At 74.3% G+C, this 23292-nt stretch carries 26 protein-coding genes; 8 read left to right on the forward strand and 18 right to left on the reverse strand.

Translation table 11 applies throughout. The features are described from left to right. Positions 1–95: 95 nt before the first annotated feature. Complete coding sequence (locus ABD644_RS04405) at positions 96–716, reverse strand: hypothetical protein (RefSeq protein ID WP_344687350.1); 621 nt, start codon at positions 714–716, stop codon at positions 96–98. A gap of 170 nt (positions 717–886) precedes the next feature. Between ABD644_RS04405 and ABD644_RS04410 the strand changes: the two genes are divergently transcribed. Beyond that, positions 887–1627: an alanyl-tRNA editing protein gene (locus ABD644_RS04410; protein ID WP_425547385.1), complete on the forward strand. Its 741-nt coding sequence runs from the start codon at positions 887–889 to the stop codon at positions 1625–1627. A gap of 45 nt (positions 1628–1672) precedes the next feature. Here the strand turns inward: ABD644_RS04410 and ABD644_RS04415 are convergent, their stop codons facing one another. From ABD644_RS04415 to ABD644_RS04440, 6 genes are all read right to left on the reverse strand, one after another. Beyond that, the gene (locus ABD644_RS04415; RefSeq protein WP_344687352.1) at positions 1673–2293 is read right to left on the reverse strand and encodes a hypothetical protein; all 621 of its coding nucleotides are present in this window, start codon (positions 2291–2293) and stop codon (positions 1673–1675) included. A gap of 96 nt (positions 2294–2389) precedes the next feature. After that, a complete protein-coding gene (locus tag ABD644_RS04420; RefSeq protein WP_344687353.1) occupies positions 2390–2809 on the reverse strand; it encodes a hypothetical protein in 420 nt (139 codons plus the stop codon). A gap of 95 nt (positions 2810–2904) precedes the next feature. Further along, a complete protein-coding gene (locus tag ABD644_RS04425) occupies positions 2905–3939 on the reverse strand; it encodes a glutathione S-transferase family protein (protein WP_344687355.1) in 1035 nt (344 codons plus the stop codon). Positions 3940–3969: 30 nt separating this feature from the next. After that, positions 3970–5085 (reverse strand): hypothetical protein, encoded by a 1116-nt coding sequence (locus tag ABD644_RS04430; protein WP_344687356.1) that lies wholly within the window; start codon positions 5083–5085, stop codon positions 3970–3972. Positions 5086–5092: 7 nt separating this feature from the next. Next, positions 5093–5872, reverse strand: coding sequence for a hypothetical protein (locus ABD644_RS04435; protein ID WP_344687357.1), 780 nt, complete (start codon positions 5870–5872; stop codon positions 5093–5095). A 12-nt stretch (positions 5873–5884) separates the two neighbouring features. Next, positions 5885–6343: a hypothetical protein gene (locus ABD644_RS04440; protein ID WP_344687358.1), complete on the reverse strand. Its 459-nt coding sequence runs from the start codon at positions 6341–6343 to the stop codon at positions 5885–5887. Positions 6344–6572: 229 nt separating this feature from the next. On the opposite strand from ABD644_RS04440, the gene ABD644_RS04445 reads away from it, so the two are divergent. Continuing rightward, a complete protein-coding gene (locus ABD644_RS04445) occupies positions 6573–9878 on the forward strand; it encodes a TM0106 family RecB-like putative nuclease (protein WP_344687359.1) in 3306 nt (1101 codons plus the stop codon). 5 nt (positions 9879–9883) lie between these two features. Here the strand turns inward: ABD644_RS04445 and ABD644_RS04450 are convergent, their stop codons facing one another. Both ABD644_RS04450 and ABD644_RS04455 read right to left on the reverse strand, forming a co-directional pair. After that, positions 9884–10267, reverse strand: coding sequence for a type II toxin-antitoxin system VapC family toxin (locus ABD644_RS04450; RefSeq protein ID WP_344687360.1), 384 nt, complete (start codon positions 10265–10267; stop codon positions 9884–9886). After that, positions 10264–10485 carry a hypothetical protein gene (locus ABD644_RS04455; RefSeq protein ID WP_344687361.1) on the reverse strand — a complete coding sequence of 74 codons (222 nt, stop codon included), beginning with the start codon at positions 10483–10485 and terminating at the stop codon, positions 10264–10266. The genes ABD644_RS04450 and ABD644_RS04455 overlap by 4 nt, the downstream gene beginning before the upstream one ends. Positions 10486–10611: 126 nt before the next feature. Between ABD644_RS04455 and ABD644_RS04460 the strand changes: the two genes are divergently transcribed. Further along, positions 10612–11286 carry an EcsC family protein gene (locus ABD644_RS04460; protein ID WP_344687362.1) on the forward strand — a complete coding sequence of 225 codons (675 nt, stop codon included), beginning with the start codon at positions 10612–10614 and terminating at the stop codon, positions 11284–11286. A 49-nt stretch (positions 11287–11335) separates the two neighbouring features. Here the strand turns inward: ABD644_RS04460 and ABD644_RS04465 are convergent, their stop codons facing one another. Together ABD644_RS04465 and ABD644_RS04470 are read right to left on the reverse strand one after the other, a co-directional pair. Then, on the reverse strand, positions 11336–12100 hold the full coding sequence (locus ABD644_RS04465) for a hemerythrin domain-containing protein (protein WP_344687364.1): 765 nt from the start codon (positions 12098–12100) through the stop codon (positions 11336–11338). Positions 12101–12237: 137 nt separating this feature from the next. Next, complete coding sequence (locus tag ABD644_RS04470) at positions 12238–13434, reverse strand: YncE family protein (protein WP_344687365.1); 1197 nt, start codon at positions 13432–13434, stop codon at positions 12238–12240. Positions 13435–13577: 143 nt separating this feature from the next. Between ABD644_RS04470 and ABD644_RS04475 the strand changes: the two genes are divergently transcribed. Next, entirely contained in the window at positions 13578–14969 is a 1392-nt protein-coding gene (locus ABD644_RS04475; protein ID WP_344687366.1) for a DUF4407 domain-containing protein, read from the forward strand. On the opposite strand, the gene ABD644_RS04480 is transcribed toward ABD644_RS04475, so the two are convergent. Beyond that, on the reverse strand, positions 14966–15385 hold the full coding sequence (locus ABD644_RS04480; protein WP_344687367.1) for a DUF1810 domain-containing protein: 420 nt from the start codon (positions 15383–15385) through the stop codon (positions 14966–14968). The two genes, ABD644_RS04475 and ABD644_RS04480, sit on opposite strands and share 4 nt — an antisense overlap. Before the next feature lie 205 nt (positions 15386–15590). Here ABD644_RS04480 and solA point away from each other — a divergent pair, with 205 nt between their 5' ends. After that, positions 15591–16712, forward strand: coding sequence for an N-methyl-L-tryptophan oxidase (gene solA / locus ABD644_RS04485; RefSeq protein WP_344687368.1), 1122 nt, complete (start codon positions 15591–15593; stop codon positions 16710–16712). A gap of 1 nt (position 16713) precedes the next feature. On the opposite strand, the gene ABD644_RS04490 is transcribed toward solA, so the two are convergent. Further along, positions 16714–18144, reverse strand: coding sequence for an amidase (locus tag ABD644_RS04490; protein ID WP_344687369.1), 1431 nt, complete (start codon positions 18142–18144; stop codon positions 16714–16716). 128 nt (positions 18145–18272) lie between these two features. Here ABD644_RS04490 and ABD644_RS04495 point away from each other — a divergent pair, with 128 nt between their 5' ends. Continuing rightward, entirely contained in the window at positions 18273–19256 is a 984-nt protein-coding gene (locus ABD644_RS04495; protein ID WP_344687370.1) for a helix-turn-helix transcriptional regulator, read from the forward strand. Positions 19257–19298: 42 nt separating this feature from the next. Here the strand turns inward: ABD644_RS04495 and ABD644_RS04500 are convergent, their stop codons facing one another. Both ABD644_RS04500 and ABD644_RS04505 read right to left on the reverse strand, forming a co-directional pair. Then, entirely contained in the window at positions 19299–19616 is a 318-nt protein-coding gene (locus ABD644_RS04500) for a type II toxin-antitoxin system PemK/MazF family toxin (RefSeq protein ID WP_344687372.1), read from the reverse strand. After that, on the reverse strand, positions 19616–19861 hold the full coding sequence (locus ABD644_RS04505; protein WP_344687374.1) for a ribbon-helix-helix domain-containing protein: 246 nt from the start codon (positions 19859–19861) through the stop codon (positions 19616–19618). Before ABD644_RS04505 ends, ABD644_RS04500 begins: the two co-directional genes overlap by 1 nt. Positions 19862–19956: 95 nt before the next feature. Between ABD644_RS04505 and ABD644_RS04510 the strand changes: the two genes are divergently transcribed. Beyond that, complete coding sequence (locus ABD644_RS04510) at positions 19957–20535, forward strand: TIGR03086 family metal-binding protein (protein WP_344687376.1); 579 nt, start codon at positions 19957–19959, stop codon at positions 20533–20535. A 4-nt stretch (positions 20536–20539) separates the two neighbouring features. On the opposite strand, the gene ABD644_RS04515 is transcribed toward ABD644_RS04510, so the two are convergent. Then, the gene (locus tag ABD644_RS04515; RefSeq protein ID WP_344687377.1) at positions 20540–21256 is read right to left on the reverse strand and encodes a DUF6308 family protein; all 717 of its coding nucleotides are present in this window, start codon (positions 21254–21256) and stop codon (positions 20540–20542) included. 90 nt (positions 21257–21346) lie between these two features. Between ABD644_RS04515 and ABD644_RS04520 the strand changes: the two genes are divergently transcribed. Next, positions 21347–21589, forward strand: coding sequence for a hypothetical protein (locus tag ABD644_RS04520; protein ID WP_344687379.1), 243 nt, complete (start codon positions 21347–21349; stop codon positions 21587–21589). 13 nt (positions 21590–21602) lie between these two features. Here ABD644_RS04520 and ABD644_RS04525 read toward each other — a convergent pair whose 3' ends face one another. Continuing rightward, on the reverse strand, positions 21603–22007 hold the full coding sequence (locus tag ABD644_RS04525) for a hypothetical protein (RefSeq protein WP_344687381.1): 405 nt from the start codon (positions 22005–22007) through the stop codon (positions 21603–21605). A gap of 52 nt (positions 22008–22059) precedes the next feature. Then, entirely contained in the window at positions 22060–23259 is a 1200-nt protein-coding gene (locus ABD644_RS04530) for an SMP-30/gluconolactonase/LRE family protein (RefSeq protein WP_344687382.1), read from the reverse strand. Positions 23260–23292 lie beyond the last annotated feature (33 nt).

Raw genomic sequence — 23292 nt, forward strand, 5'->3', positions numbered from 1 at the left:
GCCGGCGACGCCCCTGCGGCATCGCCGCGCGGCTCACGGTCCTCGCCCTCCGGGGAGAAGGCAACGCGGAGGGCGGGGTCCGTGGCGGGGTGCGGTCAGACCATCTCGGGCACGCGCAGGTGGCTGAGCGCCAGGTCGAACTCGGTCATGGCGGTGATCTCCATGCCGATCGACCGGGCGAAATCGGTGCGCAGGGCCGTCGCGGCCTCGGTCGCGGCGACCATGTCCTGCCGGCTGTCGTAGGTGACCGAGGTGGCGCTCCGGCCGCTCTCGCGGTCGATCATCACGCTGACGCTGCAGAAGCCGGGCAGGTCCTCCATCTTCGCCAGCAGGGTCATCCGGACGGCGTCGAGGTGGTCGTCTAGCCGCTCCGGCGCCTCGCTGCCCCAGATGACCCGCGTGCAGGCGCCGTGGTGCGCCTCGTGCATGCGGTGCATCAGGGCGATCTCCCACTCCTGCACCTCGGGGCGGCCGCCGAGCACCTCGGCCATCCGCCGGCGCAGATCCCAGACACCGCTCTCCGAGTCGTGCATGGCGGCCTCGTCGGCCCACGCCGTCGTCACGATGGACTGACCGGATTCGCGGTTGCAGAGCATCGACAGGCCGATGCAGCCGGTCATGTGCCGCACTGCCGGCATGACGTCGTCGCGGGCGTAGGCGATCCCGTCGTCCAGGTGCTCCGGACTGCCATGGACCGTGGTGGATCGGGCGTACATGCCACCGCTCCCTCCGACGCCGGCGACGCCCCTGCGGCCCCGCCGCGGAACCCACCGTCCTCGCCCGGCCCGCGGAAGGCAACGGGTCCGTGGCGGATCAGCCGGGTCAGTTCCTCCCGCGGCGCATGGCCGGTCGCTCCCGAGGTGCGCGACGGGGCAGCATGCAGGGCGTGACCAGCCAGAGCGACCGACACGGGCACACCCACCGCATCGACCTCGAGGACGCGACCGTCCGCGAGTGGGACGCGACGGTGCTCGCCGCCGACCCGGAGCAGGGCATCGTGCTGGACCGCTCGGCCTTCTACCCCGGGGGCGGGGGGCAGCCGCCGGACGAGGGCGTGCTGCTGTGGGGCGGCGTGCGCACCCGGATCGCCGGCACCCGCAAGGGCGACGAGCTGTACCTGATCCCGGTCGAGGGCGACCCGGTGCCGCCGGTCGGGACGGCGGTGCGCGGCGCGCTCGACGACGAGCGGCGCACCCAGCTGATGCGCACCCACTCCGGGCTGCACGTGCTGACGGGCGTGGTGTTCCGGGACTTCGGTGCCCTGGTGACCGGCGGCAACATGGAGCCGCTGTCGGCCCGCATGGACTTCGACCTGGCAGAGGTGCCGCCGGACTTCAAGGAGCGGGTCGCCGAGGCCGTCAACGCCGAGATCGCCGCGAACCGGCCGATCGAGGTGAAGACGCTGCCGCGGGAGGAGGCGTTCGCGATCCCCGACATCATCCGCACCGCCACCAACCTGCTGCCGCCCGACATCGAGGTGGTGCGCATCGTCGACATCGTCGGCCTCGACACGCAGGCCGACGGCGGCACGCACGTCGCGTCGACCTCGATGGTCGGCCGGGTCGAGGTCACCAAGATGGAGAGCAAGGGTCGCGGCTTCCGCAGGCTGCGCATCCGCATCGTCTGACCGGCGGCGTGGCTGGTCCGGACCGGGCCGGAAGCTCGGCTGCCGTCAGACGGTCTCGGGGACGCGGAGGTGCGCCATGACCACCTCGAACTCGGCGGTGTCGGTGACCTCGAACGGGATCTGCCCGCCGATCCCGGCGCTGAGGACCAGCGACGCCTCCCGGGACGCGTCCAGCGACGCGCGGCTGTCGTAGGTCGTCGCGGTCACGCTGCTGCCGGCTCGCGGGTCGCGCAGCAGGCTCAGACTGCAGAAGCCCTCCTGCTGCTCCACGCCGGGGACGACGACGGTGCGGAAGAGGTCGAGCAGCGGGGCCATCCGGGCCGGGTCGGCCGCGGTCCACACCACGCGGCACCAGGAACCCGGGTCGGTGGGCCGCACGCGGTGCAGCACGTCGATCTCCCACTCGTGCACCTCGATGCTGCCGCCGAAGACCTCGCGGGCGCGGTCGCGCAGGGGGCGGGCCGTCTCGCGGCTGGTCACCATCGACTCCAGGTCGCGCCAGGCGGCGGTGACGATGCACCGCCCCGAGGCGCGGTCGGCCAGCATCGAGAGGCCGACGAACCCGTCCATCTGCTGCATCGCCGGCATCACCTCGTCCCGGGCGTAACCGATCCCCGCCTCGATCCTCGACGGATCCCCCAGCACGGTGGTCGAGCGTGCGTACATGCCACGTCCCCTCTCGCCGCCCGCGGCACCGCTGCGGCGCCGCCGGGTCGATCGTGCTCGCCCCGAGGTCGATGCGGAACGCCCCTGGGTGCCGGCTCAGCGCGACCAGTGCTCCTCGACCATCGGCACCACGGAACCACCCGCGGCCAGGTGCAGACTCCAGGTGCAGTCCTCATCGGCGAACGCCTCGCGGAGCCCCGCCGCCCACGCCTCGTCGTCGCGGGTGACCGTCGGCAGCCCCGGCCGGCACAGGGCCATGGCCACGTGGGCTCCGCCGAAGACGTGCTCCTCCACGACCGTCTGGCACAGCGACGGCAGGTTGGCCAGCATCGTGCGGCCGGGCCGGGCCGGGATCTCGTCGACCGGCACGACGAGGGGCACCATCAGCCCGTCGTCGAGCCAGCACAGCCAGAGGCTGCGGGCCCCGAAGACGGGCGGGGCGAGCAGCCTCTCCCAGCGCGCGGTCAGGTCGGCGGCGGAGCGGATCGGGACATCGGCGAGCGGTGGCGTCGTCATGCGGCCACCGTGGCAGCCGCACACCCCCGAGAACCCGTCGTCCACAAGGGATTTCACCGTCCACAGGGGCCACCGCTCCAGGGACCCGAACTGTGCTACCGGTGCCCGATGCCGCCGGGACCGTGGTCGTCGGGGACCTCCTCGTCGGCCGCGACCGGGCCGGGCGGCGTGCCGTCGCCGAAGGGCGAGCCGCCGAGCTCCTCGCGCCCGTGCGGCGTCAGCCAGACCGACGTGTCGGGGCCCTGCGGGATGATCTGCGTCGGGTTGATGTCGGCGTGCACCACGTAGTAGTGCTCCTTGATCTGCGGGAAGTCGATCGTGTCGCCGAAGCCCGGGGTCTGGAACAGGTCGCGCGCGTAGGCCCACAGCACCGGCAGCTCGGTGAGCTTCTGCCGGTTGCACTTGAAGTGGCCGTGGTAGACGGCGTCGAAGCGGGCGAGGGTCGTGAACAGTCGCACGTCGGCCTCGGTGATCGTGTCGCCCATCAGATAGCGCCGGTCGGCGAGCCGGTCCGACACCCAGTCCAGCGCGGTGAACAGCCGGTCGTAGGCCTTGTCGTAGGCCTTCTGGTCGTTGGAGAAGCCGCAGCGGTACACCCCGTTGTTGATCTCGGTGTAGATCCGCTGCATCACCTCGTCCATCTCGTCGCGCAGCGGCTCGGGGTACAGGTCGGGCGCGCCGGCGCGGTGGTGGGCGGTCCACTGGGTGGAGAAGTCGAGGGTGATCTGCGGGAAGTCGTTGGTGACGACCTGACCGCTCGGCACGTCGACCATCGCCGGCACGGTGATGCCGCGCGAGTACTCGGGGTCGCGGGCGAGGAACGCCTCCTGCAGCCGCTCGTAGCCGAGCACCGGGTCGCGGCCGTCGGGGTCGAGGTCGAAGGTCCAGCTGCGCTCGTCGTGGGTCGGGCCGGCCAGGCCCATCGAGATCGCCGACTCCAGCCCCAGCAGCCGGCGCACGATGATCGACCGGTTCGCCCACGGGCAGGCGCGCGCGGCGATCAGCCGGTACCGGCCGGGCTCCACCGGCCACGGGCTCGACCCGTCGGCGGTGATCCGGTCCTCGATGTAGTCGGTGTCCCGCTCGAACTCGCCCTCGACGTATCCCGACCCGCTCCTGGTGTCACTCACCCGTGCTGAGGTGCCCCCGCCGTCCGGAACTCACACCAGCCGGGTCAGGACGTCGTCGAGCGAGCCGTCGTCCAGCCGGTCGAGGAAGCTGCCCATCCAGGTGCGCGGGACCGTGAGCCACCGCACCCGCGCGCCCTCCAGCCGCAGCACGTAGGTCCACCAGGTCGCGTTGACCACCTCCACGGCGACCTCGCCCGCCCGGCGGTCGCGCAGGTCCAGCGGGGCGACGGCGAGCAGCGGCCCGTCGTCGGGTGCGAGCGCCTCCTGCTCGCAGGGCAGCGGCTCGTCGCCGGCGACGACGGCGTGCAGCGCGGCCAGGTCGCCGGTGGTGAGCAGCGCCCGCAGTCGGTCGTCGAGTGCGTCCACGACCTCCGCCAGGAGCTCCCCGGCTCGCACGGTGCCGCCGCGACGCCGCAGGAGGGCCGTCCGGCCGGCGGCGTAGAGGTCGCCCCCGAAGGCGGCCCGGTCGACGTAGCTGCCGAAGCGTTCCTTCGCCCGCTCGGTGCGCAGTCGCAGCCGGGGTGGCAGATCGGGACGGCGGGTCCGCGCGGCCTCCGAGCACAGCTGGCCGGCCGCGACGACGACGGCGACGGCGTGCCGCAGCGCGCGGCCCTGGGCGAACTCCCCGCACACCTCGAGGCGACCCGGGCGTGGGCGGACCAGCAGGCCGGGGGAGGTGCGCCGGTCGAACAGCAGCATGAGCGCGGGGGACAGGTGCCGGACGACGAGCACCGCCGCCCGCCGGACGACGTCGTCGTCCACGGCGGTGCTGATGTGCGTCGAGTACCCGGTCAGCGACCACCCGGCGGGCAGGCGCCCGGCGAGGTGCGCCCGGCCCGCGGCGGCGTAGGCGTGCACGGCGGCCGCTGCGTCCGGGCCGACCGGGACCGGCGGGCTGACCACTTCCGCCTCGCGGCCGTCGGCGGTGATGACCCCGCCCCACGGCCCCCGGTGGGCGTGCCGGTCGCCGGGGTCGAGTCGCCGTCCCAGGTCGAGCGTGTCGGCGACCGTGCGGAAGTCGACGACGGCGCCCGCGGCGTCGCGCACCTCGTACTCGTGCTCGACGCCGCAGACCGGCCGGTCGTCACGCTCCAGCAGCGACCACAGCTCGGCGAGGGCGTCGGTCGTCGGGACCGTCCGGGTCACCAGCCGCTCACGAGGAGCTGAACGACAGCTCGGTGAGGTAGACGCCGCAGTCCCGGCCGTCCGAACCGGTGTAGAGGACCTGGGGGGCGGTCTCCACCCACGTGCCGCTGAGCGTCAGCGCCTCCCCGACCCCGGAGACGACGAAGGTGATCGTCGTGTCGATCGTGCCGCCGGTGCACTCCGGTGCCTGCCACTGCACCGGGTTGGTCGTCCGGCTGACGTAGCTGCCGCCACCCTGCGACTCGGCCTGCAGCGCCGGGGTGCAGTCGCCGGGAGCCCGGCAGTGCACGACGGTGCAGCCGCCCGACCCGTCGCACGGGCCGGTGAGCGTCCAGGTGCGCTCCAGCACGTCGCCGACCGTGCCGAAGGCCGGGTCCGGTCCGAACCCTGGAGGGGGCGTGACGGCCGTCAGGGTCATCGTGATGGGGATGTCCCGCGGGCCGGTCTCGACCGGGGGAGTCGTGGTCGTCGGCGCCGCCGAGGTGGTGGTCTGCTCCGACGTCACCGCGGCCGCGGCGGGCTCGGGGTCCGGGTCGTTGCCGCCGGTGAAGAGCACGACGGCGACCACGACCGCCGCGACCACGGCCACGGCGCCTCCCGTGATCAGCGCCGTCTTCCCGGGCGTGCGGGCGCTGCGTCCCTTGTCGCCGCGGCCGAGCGGGTCGCCCGACAGCAGCCGGCCGCTGACCGGGTCGCGTTCGACGGGCACGCCGGTCCAGGCCGGCGGCGCCTTGTCGTAGAGCTGGGGCTTCCCCGCGTCGGGCGGGTCCCATCCGGGCTTCGACACCGCCGTCGGTCCTCAGCGCCCGGGTGCCGGGGGCTGCGGCGGCGGGTACCCGCCGGGCGGCGGTGGCGGCGGTCCCTGCTGGTCGTCGTCGCGGTCCCGGCCGCCGGCCACGAAGCCGCCGATCGGCGGGACGCCCGGGGGAGGACCCTGCGGCGGCGGCATCGGCGGCGGCGCGCCGTACCCGCCCGGGGGCGGCGGGGGAGGCGCGTACCCGCCCTGCGGCGGCGGTGGCGGCACCGAGGGTCCGACGTTCGTCGAGCCGTCGGGGCCCTTCGCCCAGCCCTCGCCCGACCCCTTGTCCCAGCTCGCCTCGACCGGCTGACCGCCCGGCCCCTTGGGCCAGTCGCCGCCGGAGCCCTTGGCCCAGTCACCCTCGGGGGCGCCGGTCTGCCCGAAGCGGGGGACGCCGGGCAGCTTGCCCTGCTCCGCACCGCCGGTGAAGCCGCCGGTGAGATTGCCCTTCTCGCCCATCACAGTCCCCGTCCAGGTCGGGGCCCGACGACGCGGGCCGTTGGCGGCGGAGTATGTCCCTGCGGGCAGGGCGCGAACAGGGTCCGGGACGTCTCGTTTCGACCGTTCCCCGCTCGGTGGTCACCCGATCGGGTGCGTGCGGGCCGGTTCCTGTCAGACCGGTCCGCTATCCCTGGCGTCGAGCTCGTGCGGCAGGCTTGCCGGCGAGGGGAATCGGAGGCACGGGGCGATGCAGCGACTCGACGGGCAGCTGGTGCTGAGCCCGACCGACCTGACCCAGCACCAGGAGTGCCGGCACCTGTCGTTCCTCGACCGCGGCGCAGCGCTGGGGGAATGGGCGGGGCCCGTCACCGAGACATCGGCGGAGCTCCAGCTGATCTTCGACCGCGGCATCGCGCACGAGGAGAAGTACCTCGCGGCGCTGGAGGCCTCCGGGAAGACCGTCGAGACGATCGAGACCGTCTTCGACGCGGCCGGCCGCCGTCGCGCCGAGGCCGAGACGGTGGCGGCGATGCGCCGCGGCGTCGACGTCGTCTACCAGGGCACGTTCTTCGACGGCGCCTGGGGCGGGCAGGCCGACTTCCTGCTGAAGGTCGACCGGCCCTCGGCGCTCGGCGCCTGGTCCTACGAGATCGCCGACACCAAGCTCGCCCGCAAGGTCAAGGTCGCCGCCCTGCTGCAGATGGCCACGTACGCCGAGCGGCTCGCGGTGCTGCAGGGGGTGGCGCCGGAGCGGATCCACGTCGTCACCGGCGACGGCGAGTCGCGGCCGTGGCGGCTGGTCGACGTCGCCGCCTACGCCCGCCGCGCCCGGGCGCGGCTGGAGGTGTTCGTCGCCGCGCCGCCGTCCACCGCCCCCGCGCCGATCGGCTACTGCGAGCAGTGCCGCTGGGCCGAGAAGTGCACCACCGAGCTCCGGCAGGCCGACGACCTCGGCCTGGTCGCGTTCATGCGCGGCGACCACCGCGACGCGCTGCACGCGGTCGGCATCACCACGCTGGCCGCGCTGGCGGCTGCGTCGCCGCAGCAGCTCGCGGCCTCGCGCATCGGCGTCGACGCCCGCACCCGGCTGCAGCAGCAGGCCGCCGAGCAGCTCCGCGAGCGGGTCACCGGGGCGCCGTCGCGCACGCTGCTCGCACCGGTCGAGGGCCTGGGCCTGCTCCGGCTGCCCCCGCCGAGCCCGGGCGATCTGTACCTCGACTTCGAGGGCGATCCCTGGTTCGACGACGGCGCGGGCATCGAGTACCTCGCCGGCGTCGGCGACACCGCGGGCACGTTCACGGCACTCTGGGCGCACGACCGCCCGGCCGAGATGCAGCTGGTCACCGATCTGGTCGACCGGCTGATCGCGGCCGCGCAGGCCGACCCGCACATGCACGTCTACCACTACGCGCCCTACGAGGTGACCGCTCTCAAGCGGCTCACCGCCACCTACGGCGTGCGCGAGGCCCAGCTCGACGAGCTGCTGCGCGAGGAGCGGTTCGTCGATCTCTATCCCGTCGTCCGGCAGTCGATGCGGATCAGCAAGGAGTCGTACTCGATCAAGAAGGTCGAAGCGTTCTACGGCCGCTCGCACGCCGGCGAGGTCGCCAGCGCGATGGGCAGCGTGCTCGTGTACGAGGAGTGGCTGGCCGACGGCGACCAGGCGAAGCTCGACGCGATCGAGTCCTACAACAAGGACGACGTCGACTCCACGCGCGACCTGCACCGGTGGCTGGAGCAGCAGCGGGCCGAGCTGGAAGCGGTGCACGGGCCCCAGCCGCGACCGCAGTTGTCGGAGGAGCGGCCCTCCGGGGCGCCCGGCGACGTCGAGGCCGCTGAGCTGGCCCTGACCGAACGGCTGCACGGCGCCGGCCACCAGCTGCTGGGCGACCTGGTGGGCTGGCACCGCCGCGAGGACAAGCCGGCCTGGTGGGAGGTCTTCCGCCTGAAGGACCTCGACGCGGAGGAGCTCGAGCGCGACGGCACCGCGCTGGGCGGGCTGTCCGAGCCGCGGTACCTGCGGCCGGAGAAGCGCAGCCACCTCTACGAGTACTCGTTCCCCGTGCAGGACACGAAGTTCTCCACCGGCGACGACGCCCTCGACGTGGACACCGGGAAGAAGGTCGGCGAGGTGTTCGAGTTCGACGCCGGGCTCGACGCCGGGCCCGACGTCACGGCCGGGCGGCTCGTGCTGAAGACGACCGCGACCGAGCCGCCTCGCCCGCGCGGCTTCGGGCCGGTCGGGCCGCTGAACACCAAGACCCTGCGCGCGGCGATCCAGGCGACGGGCGAAGACGTGCTGGCCGGCCGCGACTGCCTCGGGTCGGCGCTGGTGCTCGGCCGCGTCCCCGCGGGAACGGCCCTGCTGGAACGCGAGACGCCGGCCGATGCCGTGGTGCGGCTCGGGCTGGCGCTCGACGGCGAGGTGCTCGCGGTGCAGGGCCCGCCGGGGAGCGGGAAGACGACGGCGGCGGCGCAGTTGATCCGGGCGCTGCTCGACGCCGGCAAGAAGGTCGGGGTCACCGCCACTTCGCACGCCGTGATCGGCAACCTGCTGAGGGCGGTCGGTCGCCCGGCGATGCAGAAGTGCGACGAGAGCCAGCACTGCGGGTCCGACGACGTCGCGTGGTCGAGCGACAACGCCGTCGTGGCCGGTGCGCTGCTGGGTGGTGACGTGTCGCTGGTCGGCGGCACGGCGTGGTTCTGGACGCGGCCGGACCTCGCCGAGGCCGTCGACGTGCTGGTCGTCGACGAGGCCGGCCAGTTCTCGCTGGCCAACGCGGTCGCCGTCGCGCGCGGCGCGCGGTCGATGGTGCTGCTCGGCGACCCGCAGCAGCTCGCCCAGCCCAGCCAGGCCGTGCATCCGGGCGAGTCGGGCCGGTCGGCGCTGGAGCACCTGCTCGACGGTGCGGCCACGATCCCGCCCGACCGGGGTGTGTTCCTCGACCGGTCGTACCGGATGCACCCGGCGTTGACCTCGTTCGTGTCGGACCTGGCCTACGAGGGGCGGCTCGAGGCAGCGGAGGGTCGCGAGCGGGTGGCGGTGCTGGGCGACGGGGCGCTGTCCGGGAGCGGCCTCCGGGTCCATCTGGTCGAGCACCAGCAGACGGCCGCCGACAAGAGCCCGCAGGAGGCCGCCGTGGTCGCCGGGCTGTGGCACTCGGTCCAGGGCGCGACCTGGCGGGACCACGAGGGCCGGGAACGCCCGGTCGGACCGGACGACGTCCTGGTCGTCGCGCCGTACAACGCCCAGGTCGCGCTGATCCGGGCGGCGCTGCCAGCGGGTGCCCGGGTCGGCACCGTCGACAAGTTCCAGGGCCAGGAGGCGCCGGTCGTCCTCTACTCGATGACCAGCACCAGCGCGGCCGACGCGCCCCGCGGCGTCTCGTTCCTCTACGACCTCAACCGGCTGAACGTGGCGGTGTCCCGGGCGCAGGCGCTGGCCGTCGTCGTCCTCAGCCCGCTGCTGCTCGACGCCCCGGTGCGCACGCCCGACCAGCTGCGTCGTGTGAACGCGCTGTGCCGCCTGGTCGAGTCGGCCACCGCCGTCTGATCCGGCTACCGGGGGATGACGGTGACGGGGCAGCGAACGCCTGCGACCCGACCGAGCCTTGCATCAGCAGTCAGCAGGCTGCACCCGAGGACCTCCGCGAGCGCGACGTAGGAGGCGTCGTAGGCGGAGACGTTGTCCCGTAGCTCCCAGATCCGGCTCAGCAGCCCGGGGACCGGGTGTCTGGTGAGGCCCAGCCGTCGCCAGGTGTCGAGGGCTGCCCAGGCCTGATCGGCGGTGAGCACCTTTGCGCGAACCTGGCGACGCAGACCGCTGGCGATCTCGGTGTCGATGAGGTGCGGGGCGTGCACCTGTTCCGCGGCCACGAACGACCGGGCCGGACCTGCGTTCAGCAGCGCCGACAGAGCCGCCGAGGCGTCCAGGACGATCACCGAGAAGAGCGTTCGACGTCCAGTTCTCGGACGATCCAGAACGGGTCGACCTCCAGGTCGGGCAGGCCCTCGAGCAGCGCGGGGTTGTCGGCGCGCCGGGAGACCTGGGCCAGTTCACGGACGGCCAGGGCACTCACCGACGTGGCCTCCCGGGCAGCCAGGCGTTCGAGACGCTCGACGACCTCGTCCGGGACGTTCCTGAGGTACAAGGTCCGCATGTCGCACAATGCTAGCAGAATGCTGGCGATCTGCATGCCTGACGGCGAGCTGCCGTTCCGTCACTCCGGCCGACCGGACTGCCGAGTATCTGTTCGCACGTCATCGGCGAACGGGGAGACGGACGTATGGGCACGGCGGAGATCGAAACGGTCCTGGAGGACGGCGCGCAGGCATCCCTGGGCGAGGACGAGAAGCGCACCGTCGCGAAGTTCGTCGACAAGATCGTCGAGGCGGGCATCGATGGTGTGGGGCCGTTGGAGAGCGCTCGGAACATCGCCGAGCAGCACCGCCTCCAGCACGCCGATGTCGAGGTCGCGATCGATCGCCTCATCGCCACGCACACGCGGCTGGTCGCGGCGACCGGGTTCGCGACAGGGCTGGGTGGGGTGTTCGCCCTGCCGGTGACGATCCCGACCGACGCCGCAGTCCTGTACACGTTGTCGGCGCGCTGCGTCGCGGCGGTGGCCCACCTGCGTGGCTACGACATCGAATCCGACGAGGTGCGCAGCGTCGTCCTGCTGACACTCCTCGGCGCGGGCGGTGCGGCTGTCGCCGCCGAAGCAGGCGTCCAACTGGGCTCGAAGGCGGCGCTCGCCGCCCTCCAGCGGGTGCCCGGCCGGGTGCTGATCGAGATCAACAAGAAGGTCGGCTTCCGCCTGTTCACCAAGTTCGGCACGAAGGGCGTGGTGAACCTGGGCAAGATGGTCCCGCTGGTCGGTGGCGGTGTCGGAGCCGGGATCAACGCCGCAGCCATGCGGTCTGCGGGCAAGTACTCCAAGCGGAACTTCCCCAAGGCCTGAGGCGTCCGACCCCGCGACCAGGAGCTTCGCGGGCCGGTCGACGCGCGCGTCACCCAGCCGGCGGGGCGCCCCGCAGCCGGACGACGGCGGCGCGGAAGGCTCGCCGACCGACCAGCCGCCAGGCCGTGCGGGCGGCGGGGGAGAGGCCGGCCATGAGCCGTCCGCGCTCTGCTGCCGAGGCATCCTCCAGCGCCAGGCCCAGCACGAGCATCTGCTCGCGGCCGCTCAGCGGGCAGCGGGCTCCGCGGGTCACGGCGGTCCACTCGCCCTCGGGCAGGTACCGGCCGAGCAGCGGCAGCAGCGCGCACTCCTCGGCGCCTGTGGAGGCGTCGACCGCGACGGACACCCGGCGCAGGGCCCGCACGAATGCGTCACGTGCCGGCGGGGTGCCGGCGACCGCCCACTGGCGCGCGTGCGTCGACAGGTCGCGCAGCGTGTGGTCGAGCAGCACGGTGCGGCTGGTCCCCTCGGCGACCTCCTCGCGGGCGGCGTCCTGCTCGTCCGCCGGGAGGTGCCGGAACAGCGCCGGCCAGAGCAGGGTGCGCTCGGTGGCGTGGTGCTGGAGCAGCACCCGGGCAATCAGGTCGGCGTGCCGGGTGAGCTCGCCGGCACGGACGGCGTCGTCCGGAGTGGCCCAGGCCGCCAGCTCGGCGAGCAGCCGGAACTCGCGGCGCACCGCCCGGTGCAGCACCCGCTGGTAGGCGACGGCGGAGGTGTGCGGCGTGCTGGGCTCGGCCGGGACGCTCGGTGCCATCGGCGCGCGCGGCGACGGGATGCTGGTCGCCGGGTCCGGGCGGGGCAGGACTGCGGTCATGGGGAGACGTTCTCAGCGGGGGTGTCCCGGTCGACAGGGATCGATGTCCCAATTCGGTCGGGAATCGGTGTCCCGGTCGCGGCCTGGCTGCCGCTCTCCGTCCATGGGCGACCGGCGCGGGCGGTCGCCGGGCGGGGTCAGCGGAGCGTGATCAGGGTCGGGTGCACGTCGCGGTCCCGGCACGAGGCGGTGAGGAGCAGCGAGCGGCCGTCGGGGGTGATGCCCATGCCCTCCGCCGACGAGCCCTCGCAGATCAGCACCGGCTCGGAGACCTCCCCGCCCACGAGGTCGATCGGCGTGATCGTGATCTGGAGGGGGTCGGGGCCGTTGTCCAGTCCGGCGAGATAGGCCCAGGTGCCGCCGTCGTCCACGGCCATCGCGTTGACGAGGCGCTCTCCGGGGAAGCTCGCCACCGTCGTCGCGGCGGTCGCGTCCGGTGCGACGGCGACCACCCGGATCATCTCGTCCGGGGTGTCGAGGCCAGCGGCCAGCGCGATGTAGGCCGTGCCCCCGGCGTCGACGTCGAGCTCCCGGTACCCCGAGTGCGCGCGGCTCTCGGACAGCTGCACCTCGCCCAGCGGCTGCAGCGCGAGGTCGAACCGGGCGAGCCACGGTGTCCGGGCAGCGGGCGACGAGGCTTCGCTGGTGTCGACGCCGCGGTCGACGGTGACGAGGACCCGGTCACCGGCGACCCGGACGACGGTGGGCGCGACGAGCCCGGCGGCTTCCGTGGGGAACCGGTACTCGGCGCGGACCACACCGGTGGCGGGGTCGACGGCCAGCACCCCCGACTGCGTCTCCCGGTCGATCACGCCGAGGTACATCGTGCCGCCGTCCGGGGCCAGGTCGGGAACCGCGAAGCCGATGTCGCCCGCTCCCAGGTCGGCGGCCAGCGGAACGGTGGTGACCGTGCCGTCGGGAGCGATCCGGGTGAAGGAGAAGCGGCCGTCGACGAAGCCGGAGACCACGAGCGTGCCGTCGTCGGCCGCGTCGGCGCTCGCGTCGAATTCCTGGACGGGCGGGTCGGTCAGCCGCCGGGTGGTCCAGGTGTCGCCTGTGCGCCGGGAGACCAGCAGCGGCTCGTCCTCCAGCGACGCGTAGAGCACGATCGGCTCGCCGTCCGCGTCGAGCGTCATCTCGCTGATCTGGCCGTACGCGCCCTCCTCGTCCAGCGGCTCCTCCCCGGCGACGGCGTCGAGCGGGCCGCCGTCGCCGGGGGAGGGGCCGGCGCTCGTCGTCGGGGAGGGGGTCGCCCTGGGGCCCTCCTCGGCCGTGCACGCAGCGACCAGCCCGGCGGCCAGGACGAGCGCGGCGAGCCTCGGACTCGGAAGCACGGGGCAGTCTCCCGACGGCGCGGCCGGCCGGACAAGGCGTTCCCGTGTCGCGCGCCACGGTCCGCGTCGGGCCTCGGTCCGCCGATAACTCCCGGTGGGTGACGGCTGACCGACGACCGCGTCGCCCGGGAGGGTGCGGACCGATGGCGCGACGACGACGGATCGGCGACGGCCTGGCAGGTCTGGCCGGAGCCCGCACCGACATCCTCGCCGTGGCTCCCGGGGCGCGGTCCAAGTTCGTCGCGCTGGGCGGGGTGCTGCTGAGCACCGGGGCCCTCGCCGTCCTGTCGATGACGTTCGCCGTCCACATGGCGCTCGGCGTCTGGTGGCCCTTCGCCCTGCTCGTCGGCCTGGGCTGGGGCGCCGTCGTCGTCAACCTCGACCGGATGCTGCTCGTCGGCATGGCGCACGACGCCTCGCTCAAGCGCAACCTCGTGCTCGCCGTCCCCCGGGTGGGGCTGGCGCTGGTGCTCGGCGTGGTCATCGCGACGCCGCTGACGCTGCAGGTGTTCCACCGGGAGATCGACACCCAGGTCGTCGCGCTGCAGGCGGAGAAGTCCGACGCCTACCAGCAGAGCCTCGACGCCGACTCGCGCTTCGCCGGCCTCCCCGAGTTGCGCGAGCAGGTGGCCGCGCAGCAGGAGATCGTGGCCACCGGCGGCCGGTCCGACCCGGGGCTCGCCGTCGTGCACGGCGAGGTGGCCGCGGCGCAGGCCGCCCACGACACCGCGGTGCAGACCTCGCGCGACCTCGAGGCCCGGGCGCAGTGCGAGCTCGACGGCACCTGCGGCACCGGCGAAGCAGGGACGGGGACGGCGTACCAGCAGGCCCGGGCGGCGGCCGACGCGCAGGCCGCCGTCGTCGCGACCACGCGGTCCGAGCTCGACGCGGCGCTCGCGGCGGCGTCGGCCGCCGAGTCGCGCAGCGCGCAGCAGGCCTCGGCCGACCTCGAGACCGACCAGGCCGAGCTCACCCGGCTGACCGCGGCGCAGACCCGGCTGCAGACGGCCTTCGACGCGACCAACACCGGCAGCGGCGGCATCCTGCTGCGGCTGGAGGCGCTCGACCGGCTCTCCGACACCAACGCCACGCTCTGGGCGGCGCAGGTGATGCTGTCGCTGCTGTTCATGTGCGTGGAGATCCTGCCGGTGCTCATGAAGCTGCTGCTCAATTTCAGCCCGCCGAGCGCCTACGACCGGCTCGCCGCGCTGCGCGACGGCACCGACATCGACGTCGAGGCGCTGAAGCTGGAGGCCCGCCGGGCGGTCGAGCGCGCGGAGGCCGAGCTGTTGGTGCTGGCCGAGACCGAGCGGGTCGACCGGCAGAAGGAAGTCGTCGCGGCCCGGCGGGAGGCGCGGCTGGCCGCGAAGGTGCGGGCGTCGATGCAACCCCAGCCGGCCGAAGCACCGGCGACCAACACCGCCGACACCGGCCGCCAGCTGTGGGACACCGGCCCGCTGCGGCTGGCCCGCAGCGCCGCGGGACGGACGGTGCGCTCGGTGCGGCGCCGCCCTAACAACCGGATGCCGGTCTAGAGACGGCTCGTCGTCGCCTCGTCCTCGGCGCCGCCGAAGTAGTGGTCGAGCACCTCGCGGAACACCGACTGCTCCGGCGCGGCCCGGGCGAACAGGGTCATCGACGAGTGCAGCTTCATCGCGTCGACCGGACCGAACACCTCCGCGGCGTCCTCGGTGTCGAGGGCGGTGAGTGCCCGCGCGCACTCGACCAGCCGAGGCCCGAGCGCCGGGTGCGCCACGTACGCGCGGGCCTCGTCGAGGCTGCTGAGTGCGTACCGCTGGGCCATCCCGCTGCGCCCGAGCCCCGCGATCTGCGGGAAGACGAACCACATCCAGTGGGTGCGCTTGGCGCCGGCCCGGATCTCGGCCAGCGCCTGGTCGTAGGTGTGCGCCTGCGCGTCGACGAAGCGCCGCAGGTCGAAGGGATCGCTCACCCCCGCAGGCTCGTCGCTGCCCCTGACCGGGACAACCCGACGACCGGCCGGTGGGCTCGGGAGGTGTCCCTCCCGGACGCTTGTGCTCTGCCCAGCATGGTGGGCAGAGCACTAGGTTCCGCGAACCACCCCTGGCGCGCCGCGAGCGCCGCGACCTCCCGCGGGCGGCACCGGCCGCGCCCCACACCCGTGGTCTGATGCGGCCATGACATACGACGTCGTGGTGGTCGGCCTCGGCGGCATGGGCAGCGCCGCCGCGGCGCACCTGGCCGCGCGCGGGCAGCGGGTGCTCGGGCTGGAGCGGTTCGGCCCGGCGCACGACCGCGGCTCGAGCCACGGCGGCTCGCGGATCATCCGGCAGTCGTACTTCGAGGACCCGGCCTACGTGCCGCTGCTGCTGCGCGCCTACGAGCTGTGGGACGAGCTCGGCGCCGACCAGATCGTCCGCACCGGCGGGCTCTACCTGGGCCGGCCCGACACCCCGACCGTGGCCGGCAGCCTGCGGGCGTCGCAGCAGTGGTCGCTGCCGCACGAGGTGTTCGACGCGGCCGAGATCCGGCGCCGGTTCCCGACGCTGGCACCCGACGACGACGAGGTGGGCGTGTTCGAGGAGGCCGCTGGTTTCGTGCGGCCGGAGCGTGCGGTGGCCGCGCACCTGGAGCGGGCCGCCCGTGCCGGCGCCGAGCTCCGGTTCGAGGAGCCCGCTCTCTCGTGGACGGCGTCGGGGAGCGGCGTCGTCGTCACCACGGCGCTCGGCACCTACGAGGCCGGGCACCTGGTGCTCTGCCCCGGCGCCTGGGCGCCGCGGCTGCTGGCCGAGCTCGGGCTGCCGCTCACCGTCGAGCGGCAGGTGCAGTACTGGTTCCAGCCGGTCGGGGGCGTCGGGCCGTACGAGCGGCACCCGATCTTCATCCGGGAGGACGGCGACGGCGCGCAGGTCTACGGCTTCCCGGCGATGGACGGCCCCGACGGCGGGGTGAAGACGGCGTTCTTCCGCCGCGGGGCGGTGGCCGACCCGGACGCGCTGGACCGGTCGGTGTCGGCCGCCGAGGTCGAGGACATGGCCGCCCACGCCGGCCGGCTGCTGCCCACGCTGCCGGGCCGCTTCCTGCGCGCCGTGCCGTGCATGTACACGGTGACGCCCGACCACCACTTCGTCATCGCGCCCCACCCGGAGCACACCGCCGTGACCGTGGCCTGCGGGTTCTCCGGGCACGGCTTCAAGTTCGCGCCGGTGGTGGGCGAGATCCTGGCCGACCTGGCGGTGGAGGGGACGACGAAGCACCCGATCGGCCTGTTCGATCCCCGCCGTCCGGCGCTGAGGTGAGTCAGCGCGCGAGGACCCCCGGGCGGCGGTCGGCCCAGGGCGTCGCCTCCTCGAGGTAGGCGGCGACCGACAGCAGCGTCTCCTCGGCGGCGTACCGGCCGACGAGCTGGACGCCGACCGGCCAGCCCTCCGCCGACGGCGTGCCCGGCACGCTGATCGCGGGCGCGCCGGTGACGTTGGACAGCGCGGTGAACGGCGCGAACGCGAAGATCCGGTCGTACCAGCCGCGGGCGTCGAGGCTCGGGTCGTTCGCGTCCAGGTGGCCGATGGCCGTGTTGGGCGCGGCCATGGTCGGGGTCAGCAGCAGGTCGTAGCCGGTGAAGAACGCGGCGACGGCGCGGGTGGTGGCGTTGAAGACCCGCTCGGCGGCGTACATGTCGAGCGCGGTGAGGGTCTTGCCGTACTCGGCGCAGGCCAGCGTGGTGTGCTCGAGGACGTCGGTGGACAGCTCCACGCCCAGCGCGGCCGCAGCCCCGTACGCGCCGTCGGCGAGGAAGCTGCACCAGGCGGTGAGGTTGGCGTGATCGAAGGCCTCGACGTCGAACTCCGGGGCGGCCTCCTCGACGGTGTGCCCGGCGGCCTCGAGGGCCGCGGCGGTGGCCCGCACCGCGGCCACGCAGGCCGGGTCGACCGGCACGCCGTTGGGCGCGGTGGTGGTGACGGCGATGCGCAGCTTCCCCGACGGCGGGCGGGCGGCGTCGAGGTAGCTGGTGGCCGGGCCGGGGAGCAGGTACTTGTCGCCGGGCTCGGAGCCGTGGACGGCGTCGAGCAGCCCGGCCGCGTCGCGGACGGTACGGGTGACGGCGAACTCGATGCCCAGGCCCATGAGCGGGTCGGCGAAGTCGGGGGCCACGCTGACTCGGCCGCGCGACGGCTTGAGCCCGACCAGGCCCGAGGCGGCGGCCGGGATGCGGATCGAGCCGCCGCCGTCGTTGGCGTGCGCGACCGGCAGGGCCCGGGCGGCGACCAGCGCGGCCGAGCCGCCGCTGGAGCCGCCGGGGGAGCGGGTGGTGTCCCAGGGGTTGCGGGTGGGCCCGTTGGCGACCGACTCGGTGGCGGCGTTGAAGCCGAACTCGGGGGTGGCGGTGACGCCCATGGCGGCCAGGCCGGCCTCCCGGAACCGGCGCATCAGCGCGGTGTCGTAGGGGAAGGGGATGCCGGGGCCGAGCAGCCGGCAGCCGTCGCGCTGGGGGATGCCCTCGGCGTGCAAGACGAGGTCCTTGATCGCGAACGGGACGCCGGCGAAGGGGCCGGTCTCGCTGGCGTCGAGAGCCTTGTCGAAGAGGTCGCCGACGAGGGCGTTGAGCTCGCCGTTGACCGACTCGATCGCGGTGCGGGCGGCCTGCTGGACCTCCTCGGCGCTGACCTTGCCGGCGCGGACCAGCTCGGCCAGCCCGGTGGCGTCGTGCTCGATGTACTCGCGGACGTCCACGGGCTCGCTCCTTCGCGTGTCGGTGTGCCTGGCGGCGATCCTGGGCCCGTGCGGCGGGGCCGCGCATCGGTCGAACTACGGAGCTCTGCGGCCTTCCGGCGCGGGCCGGGACCGTGCGAGGGTGGCCCATGGGGTCTGGCCTGGGTGCGGGTCGCCTCGCCGCCGCGCTCGCGGTGCGCGACGCCGCCGACGCCGTGGCCCGCGGCGAGGGGCCGGCCGACCGCGCCGACGCCGTCCTCACCGCGCTGTTCTCCGTCGTCTCCCCGTGCGCGGCCGCCGTCGAGCGCTGGGACCCGGTGCGCGGCCGGCACGAGACCGTGGCCAGCGCCGGCTACCGCGACGAGGCGCTCGGCGTGATGGAGGCGCTCTTCCACGAGGACCCGCGGTTCCCGGTGGTGCGCCTCGGCGGGCGGCCGCTGCGGGTGCGCGACATCGACCCGGCCGAGCGGCGCGGGCCGATGTTCGAGCAGGTGATCCTGCCCGCGCGGTTCACCGACGGGGTGAGCCTGTGCCTCACCGCCGGCGGGCGGTACGTGGGGTCGGTGCACGCGTCGACGTCGTCGGGCGGTGTGGACGACGAGTCGACGGCGGTGCTGCGGCTGCTCAGCGCCGACCTGACGTCGCTGGTGGACCCGCTCGACGGGATGCCGGTGCCGGTCGCGTCCCCGGATGCGGGCGCGTTCGCGTGGTCGCCGTCGGACGGCCGCGCGCTCGCGCTGACGCCGTCGGCCCGGCCGTCGCTGGTGTCGGGTCCGCTGGCCGATCTGCTGGCTCCGGCGCGCTGGCCGTCGCGGCTGGGCCGGCACCTGCTCGTGGTGCAGGGCGGGGAGCTGCTGGCCGTGGAGGCGCGGCCGGCGGGGCGGTGGGTGGTCGTGGAGCACCGGCCGGCCGCGGCCCTGGCGGGACTGTCGCTGCGGGAGCTCGAGGTGCTGGCCCTGCTGGCCACCGGCGCGACCAACCGGATGGTGGCGCGGTCGCTCGGGGTCGGGGAGCGGACGGTGGCCACCCACGTGGAGCATCTGCTGACCAAGCTCGACGCCGGCAACCGGGCCGGGGCGGTGGCGTTCGCGGTGACGGCCGGACTGGTGCGCATGCAGGCACCGATCGTCTGACATCGCAGCCCTTCCAGCTGATGCGGTGCGCGGTCGCACTCGTCAGCGTGGCGCCGGTAGATCCTCGAGGTCGAATGCGGCGTGCAGCGCGGCGGTGAGGGCCGGCTCCTGGTCGGGCAGCAGCCGGCCGATCTGCCGACCGAGCGCCGCCGTGGGGATGGTGACCACGTTGTCGCAGCTCACGACGCTGGGGCGGTCGATCCCGTTGCCGCGACCGACCGGGACCTCTGTGGAGAGTCCGCGCACGGTGCTGGTGATGGGGGCGACGGTGACGCGGGCGAGGTGAGGACGCACAAGTTCTCGGGTCAGCACCAGAACCGGGCGGGTCTTGTCCAGCACGGCCAGATGGATCGGCCGCATCAGTCGAGATCGTCCATCGGGACGCTCGCTGCGTGGCGCGCGAGCGCGTCCAGATCGTCCTCGTCGGGCGCAGCGGCCGCCGCCGCGAGGATCGCGGCGTCGCGCGCCGCGATGTCGCGACGCAGTTCACGGTGCAGTGCGCGGCTGACGACGGCAGCCCGAGACGAAGCGCGGCCTTCGTCCACCAGGCGGTCGATGTACTCAACGAGATCCTCGGGAAGCCGCACGGCGATCTGAGTGCTCACGTCGCGACGGTACCAGAATGGGATTCAATTCGATACCACTAGCTGTGGGGCGCTCACCGCGATGACTTCATGCCCGTCGCGACGTCCTACCTGGCATGCAGACCGTCGATCTCGCTCCTACCGCCGCCGAGCCCGCACGCATCGTCGCGGGCGTCCGCGCCGACCAGCTAGGCGACCCGACGCCGTGTACCGAGACGTCGGTGGCCGGCATGCTCGATCACCTGGTCGGGCTGACCACGGCGTTCCGGATGGCCGCGGAGAAGGCACCGCCGCCGGGCGGGCCGTCGGCAGTGGCATCGGATCTGGTCGAGGACTGGCGCTCGCGGCTCCCGGCCCAACTCGACGAGCTCGTCGCGGCGTGGCGGAACCCAGGCGCCTGGGAGGGCATGACCGAGGCCGGGGGAGTGCAGCTGCCGGCGTTGGCGATGGGGCTGGTCGCGCTCGACGAGGTGCTGATCCACGGCTGGGACCTCGCCGTCGCCACCGGGCAGGAGTACCGGCCGGACGCCGCCGCGGTGGCGGCGTGCTTCGACTTCGTGGGCGACCGCAGCGACGAGCCGGCCGACGCGAACCCGGGCCTGTTCGGACCCGTCGTGCACGTGCCGGACGAGGCGCCGCTGTTCGACCGGCTGCTCGGCCGCACCGGCCGCGACCCCGGGTGGGCGCCCGCCTGACCCGTCAGGTGCGGCCGGCGGCGACGGCGTGGGCGAGCCGGAGGCTGCCGGTGAGCCAGACCAGGACGTCGTGCAGCCGCAGTCGGGTGAGGGAGAGCTCGGCGGTCGCCTTCTCCAGCTGGTCGAAGGCGTCGGCGTTGGCGCGGAGCTCGCGATGGATGACCGCCTCCACGCCGCTGTCGCCTTCTTGCCGGTGCGGGCCGAGCTGCCGCCAGGTGGTGTCGCTGAGCAGCGGGACGAGGTCGCGGTGCCGGTGGTGCAGGGCGGCGAGGACGTAGTGCGGCTCGGCGTGCTCCTGCAGCTCGCGCAGGAGGGCACCGACGGTGCCGGGCTCGGCGAGGACGGAGAACTCCTCGTCGGGGAGGTCGTGGAACGCGCGGCCGGCGGCCCGGTCGAGGAGGGCGTCGGCCACGGGGCGGACCTCCTGCAGGGTGTCGCGCAGCGCGTGCCACTCCGGCGGGCGCAGCCGGCCGTGCAGGCCCTCGGCGGTGAGGATGTCGACCTCGCCGAGCGGGAGGTCGGTGGCCGGGTGGGCGTCGAACCGCTCGTGGCCGAACGCCGGCACCTGGGCCCACGAGCCGTCGGGGAAGCTGATCGAGCGGAAGCGCAGCGGGCGCCGGGCCCGGGCGTACCCGAGGACGGCGGCGACGGCCGTGTCGAGGGGGATCGGGTCGGGGCCGGCGCTCGGGAGGACCAGGTCGGCGGCGCGTCCTCGACTCATCTGCCCCAGCATCCTCCGCCGCCCCGTTCGAGTGGACAGGTGCGCCCTACATCTGTCGGTGGAGTCGCTCCACTCGCTAGCGTGCGCGCCATGGACGTCGAGCCGGTCGGCAGCATCCCGGCGCCGCGGCGCCCGGTGCAGCCCCTCGGCGTGACGGCCGAGCTGGCCGACGCGCGGGCGAAGCTGCGTGAAGCAGCGCCGTCGGGCCGGTGGGACGCGGTGCTCGCCGAGGTGCAGCGGCTCCAGCACGACGAGCACCTCTCGCCGCTGGCCGCGCTGCAGGCGGTCTACGCCCGCCTGGCCGCCGGCTGGGTTCCGCCGCTCAGCCGCTGAGGGCGCGCCGGTCTCAGTCGCCGGTTGACCCGCCGGTTCGTTCTCCGGTTCGTTCTCCGGAACGGGCGATCTCGACGAGCTCGTCGCCGTCGTCCAGCGGGAGCTCCAGCGCCCGGCGCACCCGGTACCGCGACTGGACCAGGATGCTCGCGGAGGTCGCCGCCCCGTCGCCGCGCGCCGCGATCTGGCTCTCCATGCGCATCAGGCCCATGGTCATCCAGCGGTGCGCCTCGCGCAGGTCGCCCGCGAGCTCGTAGTTCTCCCCGATGAACACGTACACGTCACCGTCGGCAGGCCGTTCCCGGCGGAGCTCGTCTGCGAGGGCGCGCGCGCCGTCGACGTCCCCGGCCTCGAGCAGGGCCTGGTGGCGGTGGCAGCGGGCGTCGGGCGTCTCGTCGGCGTTCAGCGGCTCGCGCACGGGGTCACCGTAGGGGTGGCGGCACCGTTTCGGGCGACAACGGACTGCGCCGTCAGCCGAGGGTCCACAGCGAGGCGGCGCCGTCACCCTCGCAGCGGGTGGCCGCGACGGCGCGTGCGTCGTCGACGTCGACGAGCAGGTCACCGAGCTGGTAGCCCGGGCAGAGCAGGAGCGGGTCGGCGACGGCGCCGGTGCGCAGGTCGACCACGGTGATCGTCCGGTCGTCGTCGGGCAGTGGCGTGTGCTGCAGCCCGGCCAGGTAGAGCCACTCGCCGGCGGGGTCGACGGCGAGGTCGTCGAGCAGGTACCGCTCGGGGAAGGACGCCACCTCGGTGACCGTGCTCGCGCCAGGGGCGAGGGAGAGCAGGCGCATCCCGCTGTCGGAACCGCCCGCCGCATCGTCGTCATCCCCGATCCGCACGGCGATCAGCGCGGTGCCGTCGGCGGTGAGGTCGAGCGCCCAGGTGGCGGCCGCGGAATCGGTCTCGACCAGCGACACCTCGCCGAGCGGCTGCAGGGCGGCGTCGTACCGGGTGAGGCTGGTGGTGTCGGACCCGGTGATGTCGTCGAGGTCGTGGTTGAACGCGACCAGCAGGCCTGTGCCGTCCGGGGTGACCGCGAGCCGCGCCGGGTACGGCGGGCCGGCGGTCTCGGCCAGGACCGACGTCTGCGCGCGCACCGCCCCGGTGGCCGCGTCGACCGCCAGCAGCCCGCTCGCGCCGGCCGGCGGGTCGGTGTAGCCGATGTAGACGACGTCCCCGGCCGGCGCGACCGTGGCGTTGAGCGTGCCGATGCGGTCGGGGTCGAGGTCGGCGTCGACCGGGACGGTGCTCACCTGCCCGTCGGGAGTCACCCGGGTGATCGAGAAGCGGCGGTCGGCGTACCCGGTGACGACGGCGGTGCCGTCGTCGGTCACCCCGAGTTCGGCGGAGAAGCCGAGGGAGTCCTGGTCGGTCAGGGGCGTGTCGGTCCAGCCGCCGTCGTCGTCCCGCCGGAGCAGGTGGAGCGGCGCGTCGCCCGCGATCTGGTTGGCGAGCACGACCGGGTCGCCGTCGGGGTCGAGGACGACGCCGCGGACGGAGTGGCCCGACTCGAGCGGGGGCAGCTGCTCGTGGTCGGCGACCGCGTCCAGCGCCCCGCCGTCGCCGGGAGTGCCGGTGGGGACGACGTCGTCCGTGGGCCGAGCCTCGGCGGTGCAGCCGGCGAGGGCGAGGGCGAGCAGGACGGCGGCGAGGCGGCGGGAAGACGGCACGGCGGGGCAGTCTGCTGGGGCGCGGACACGCGG

Source organism: Blastococcus jejuensis (assembly GCF_039534705.1).
Classification (GTDB): Bacteria; Actinomycetota; Actinomycetes; order Mycobacteriales; family Geodermatophilaceae; genus Blastococcus_B; species Blastococcus_B jejuensis.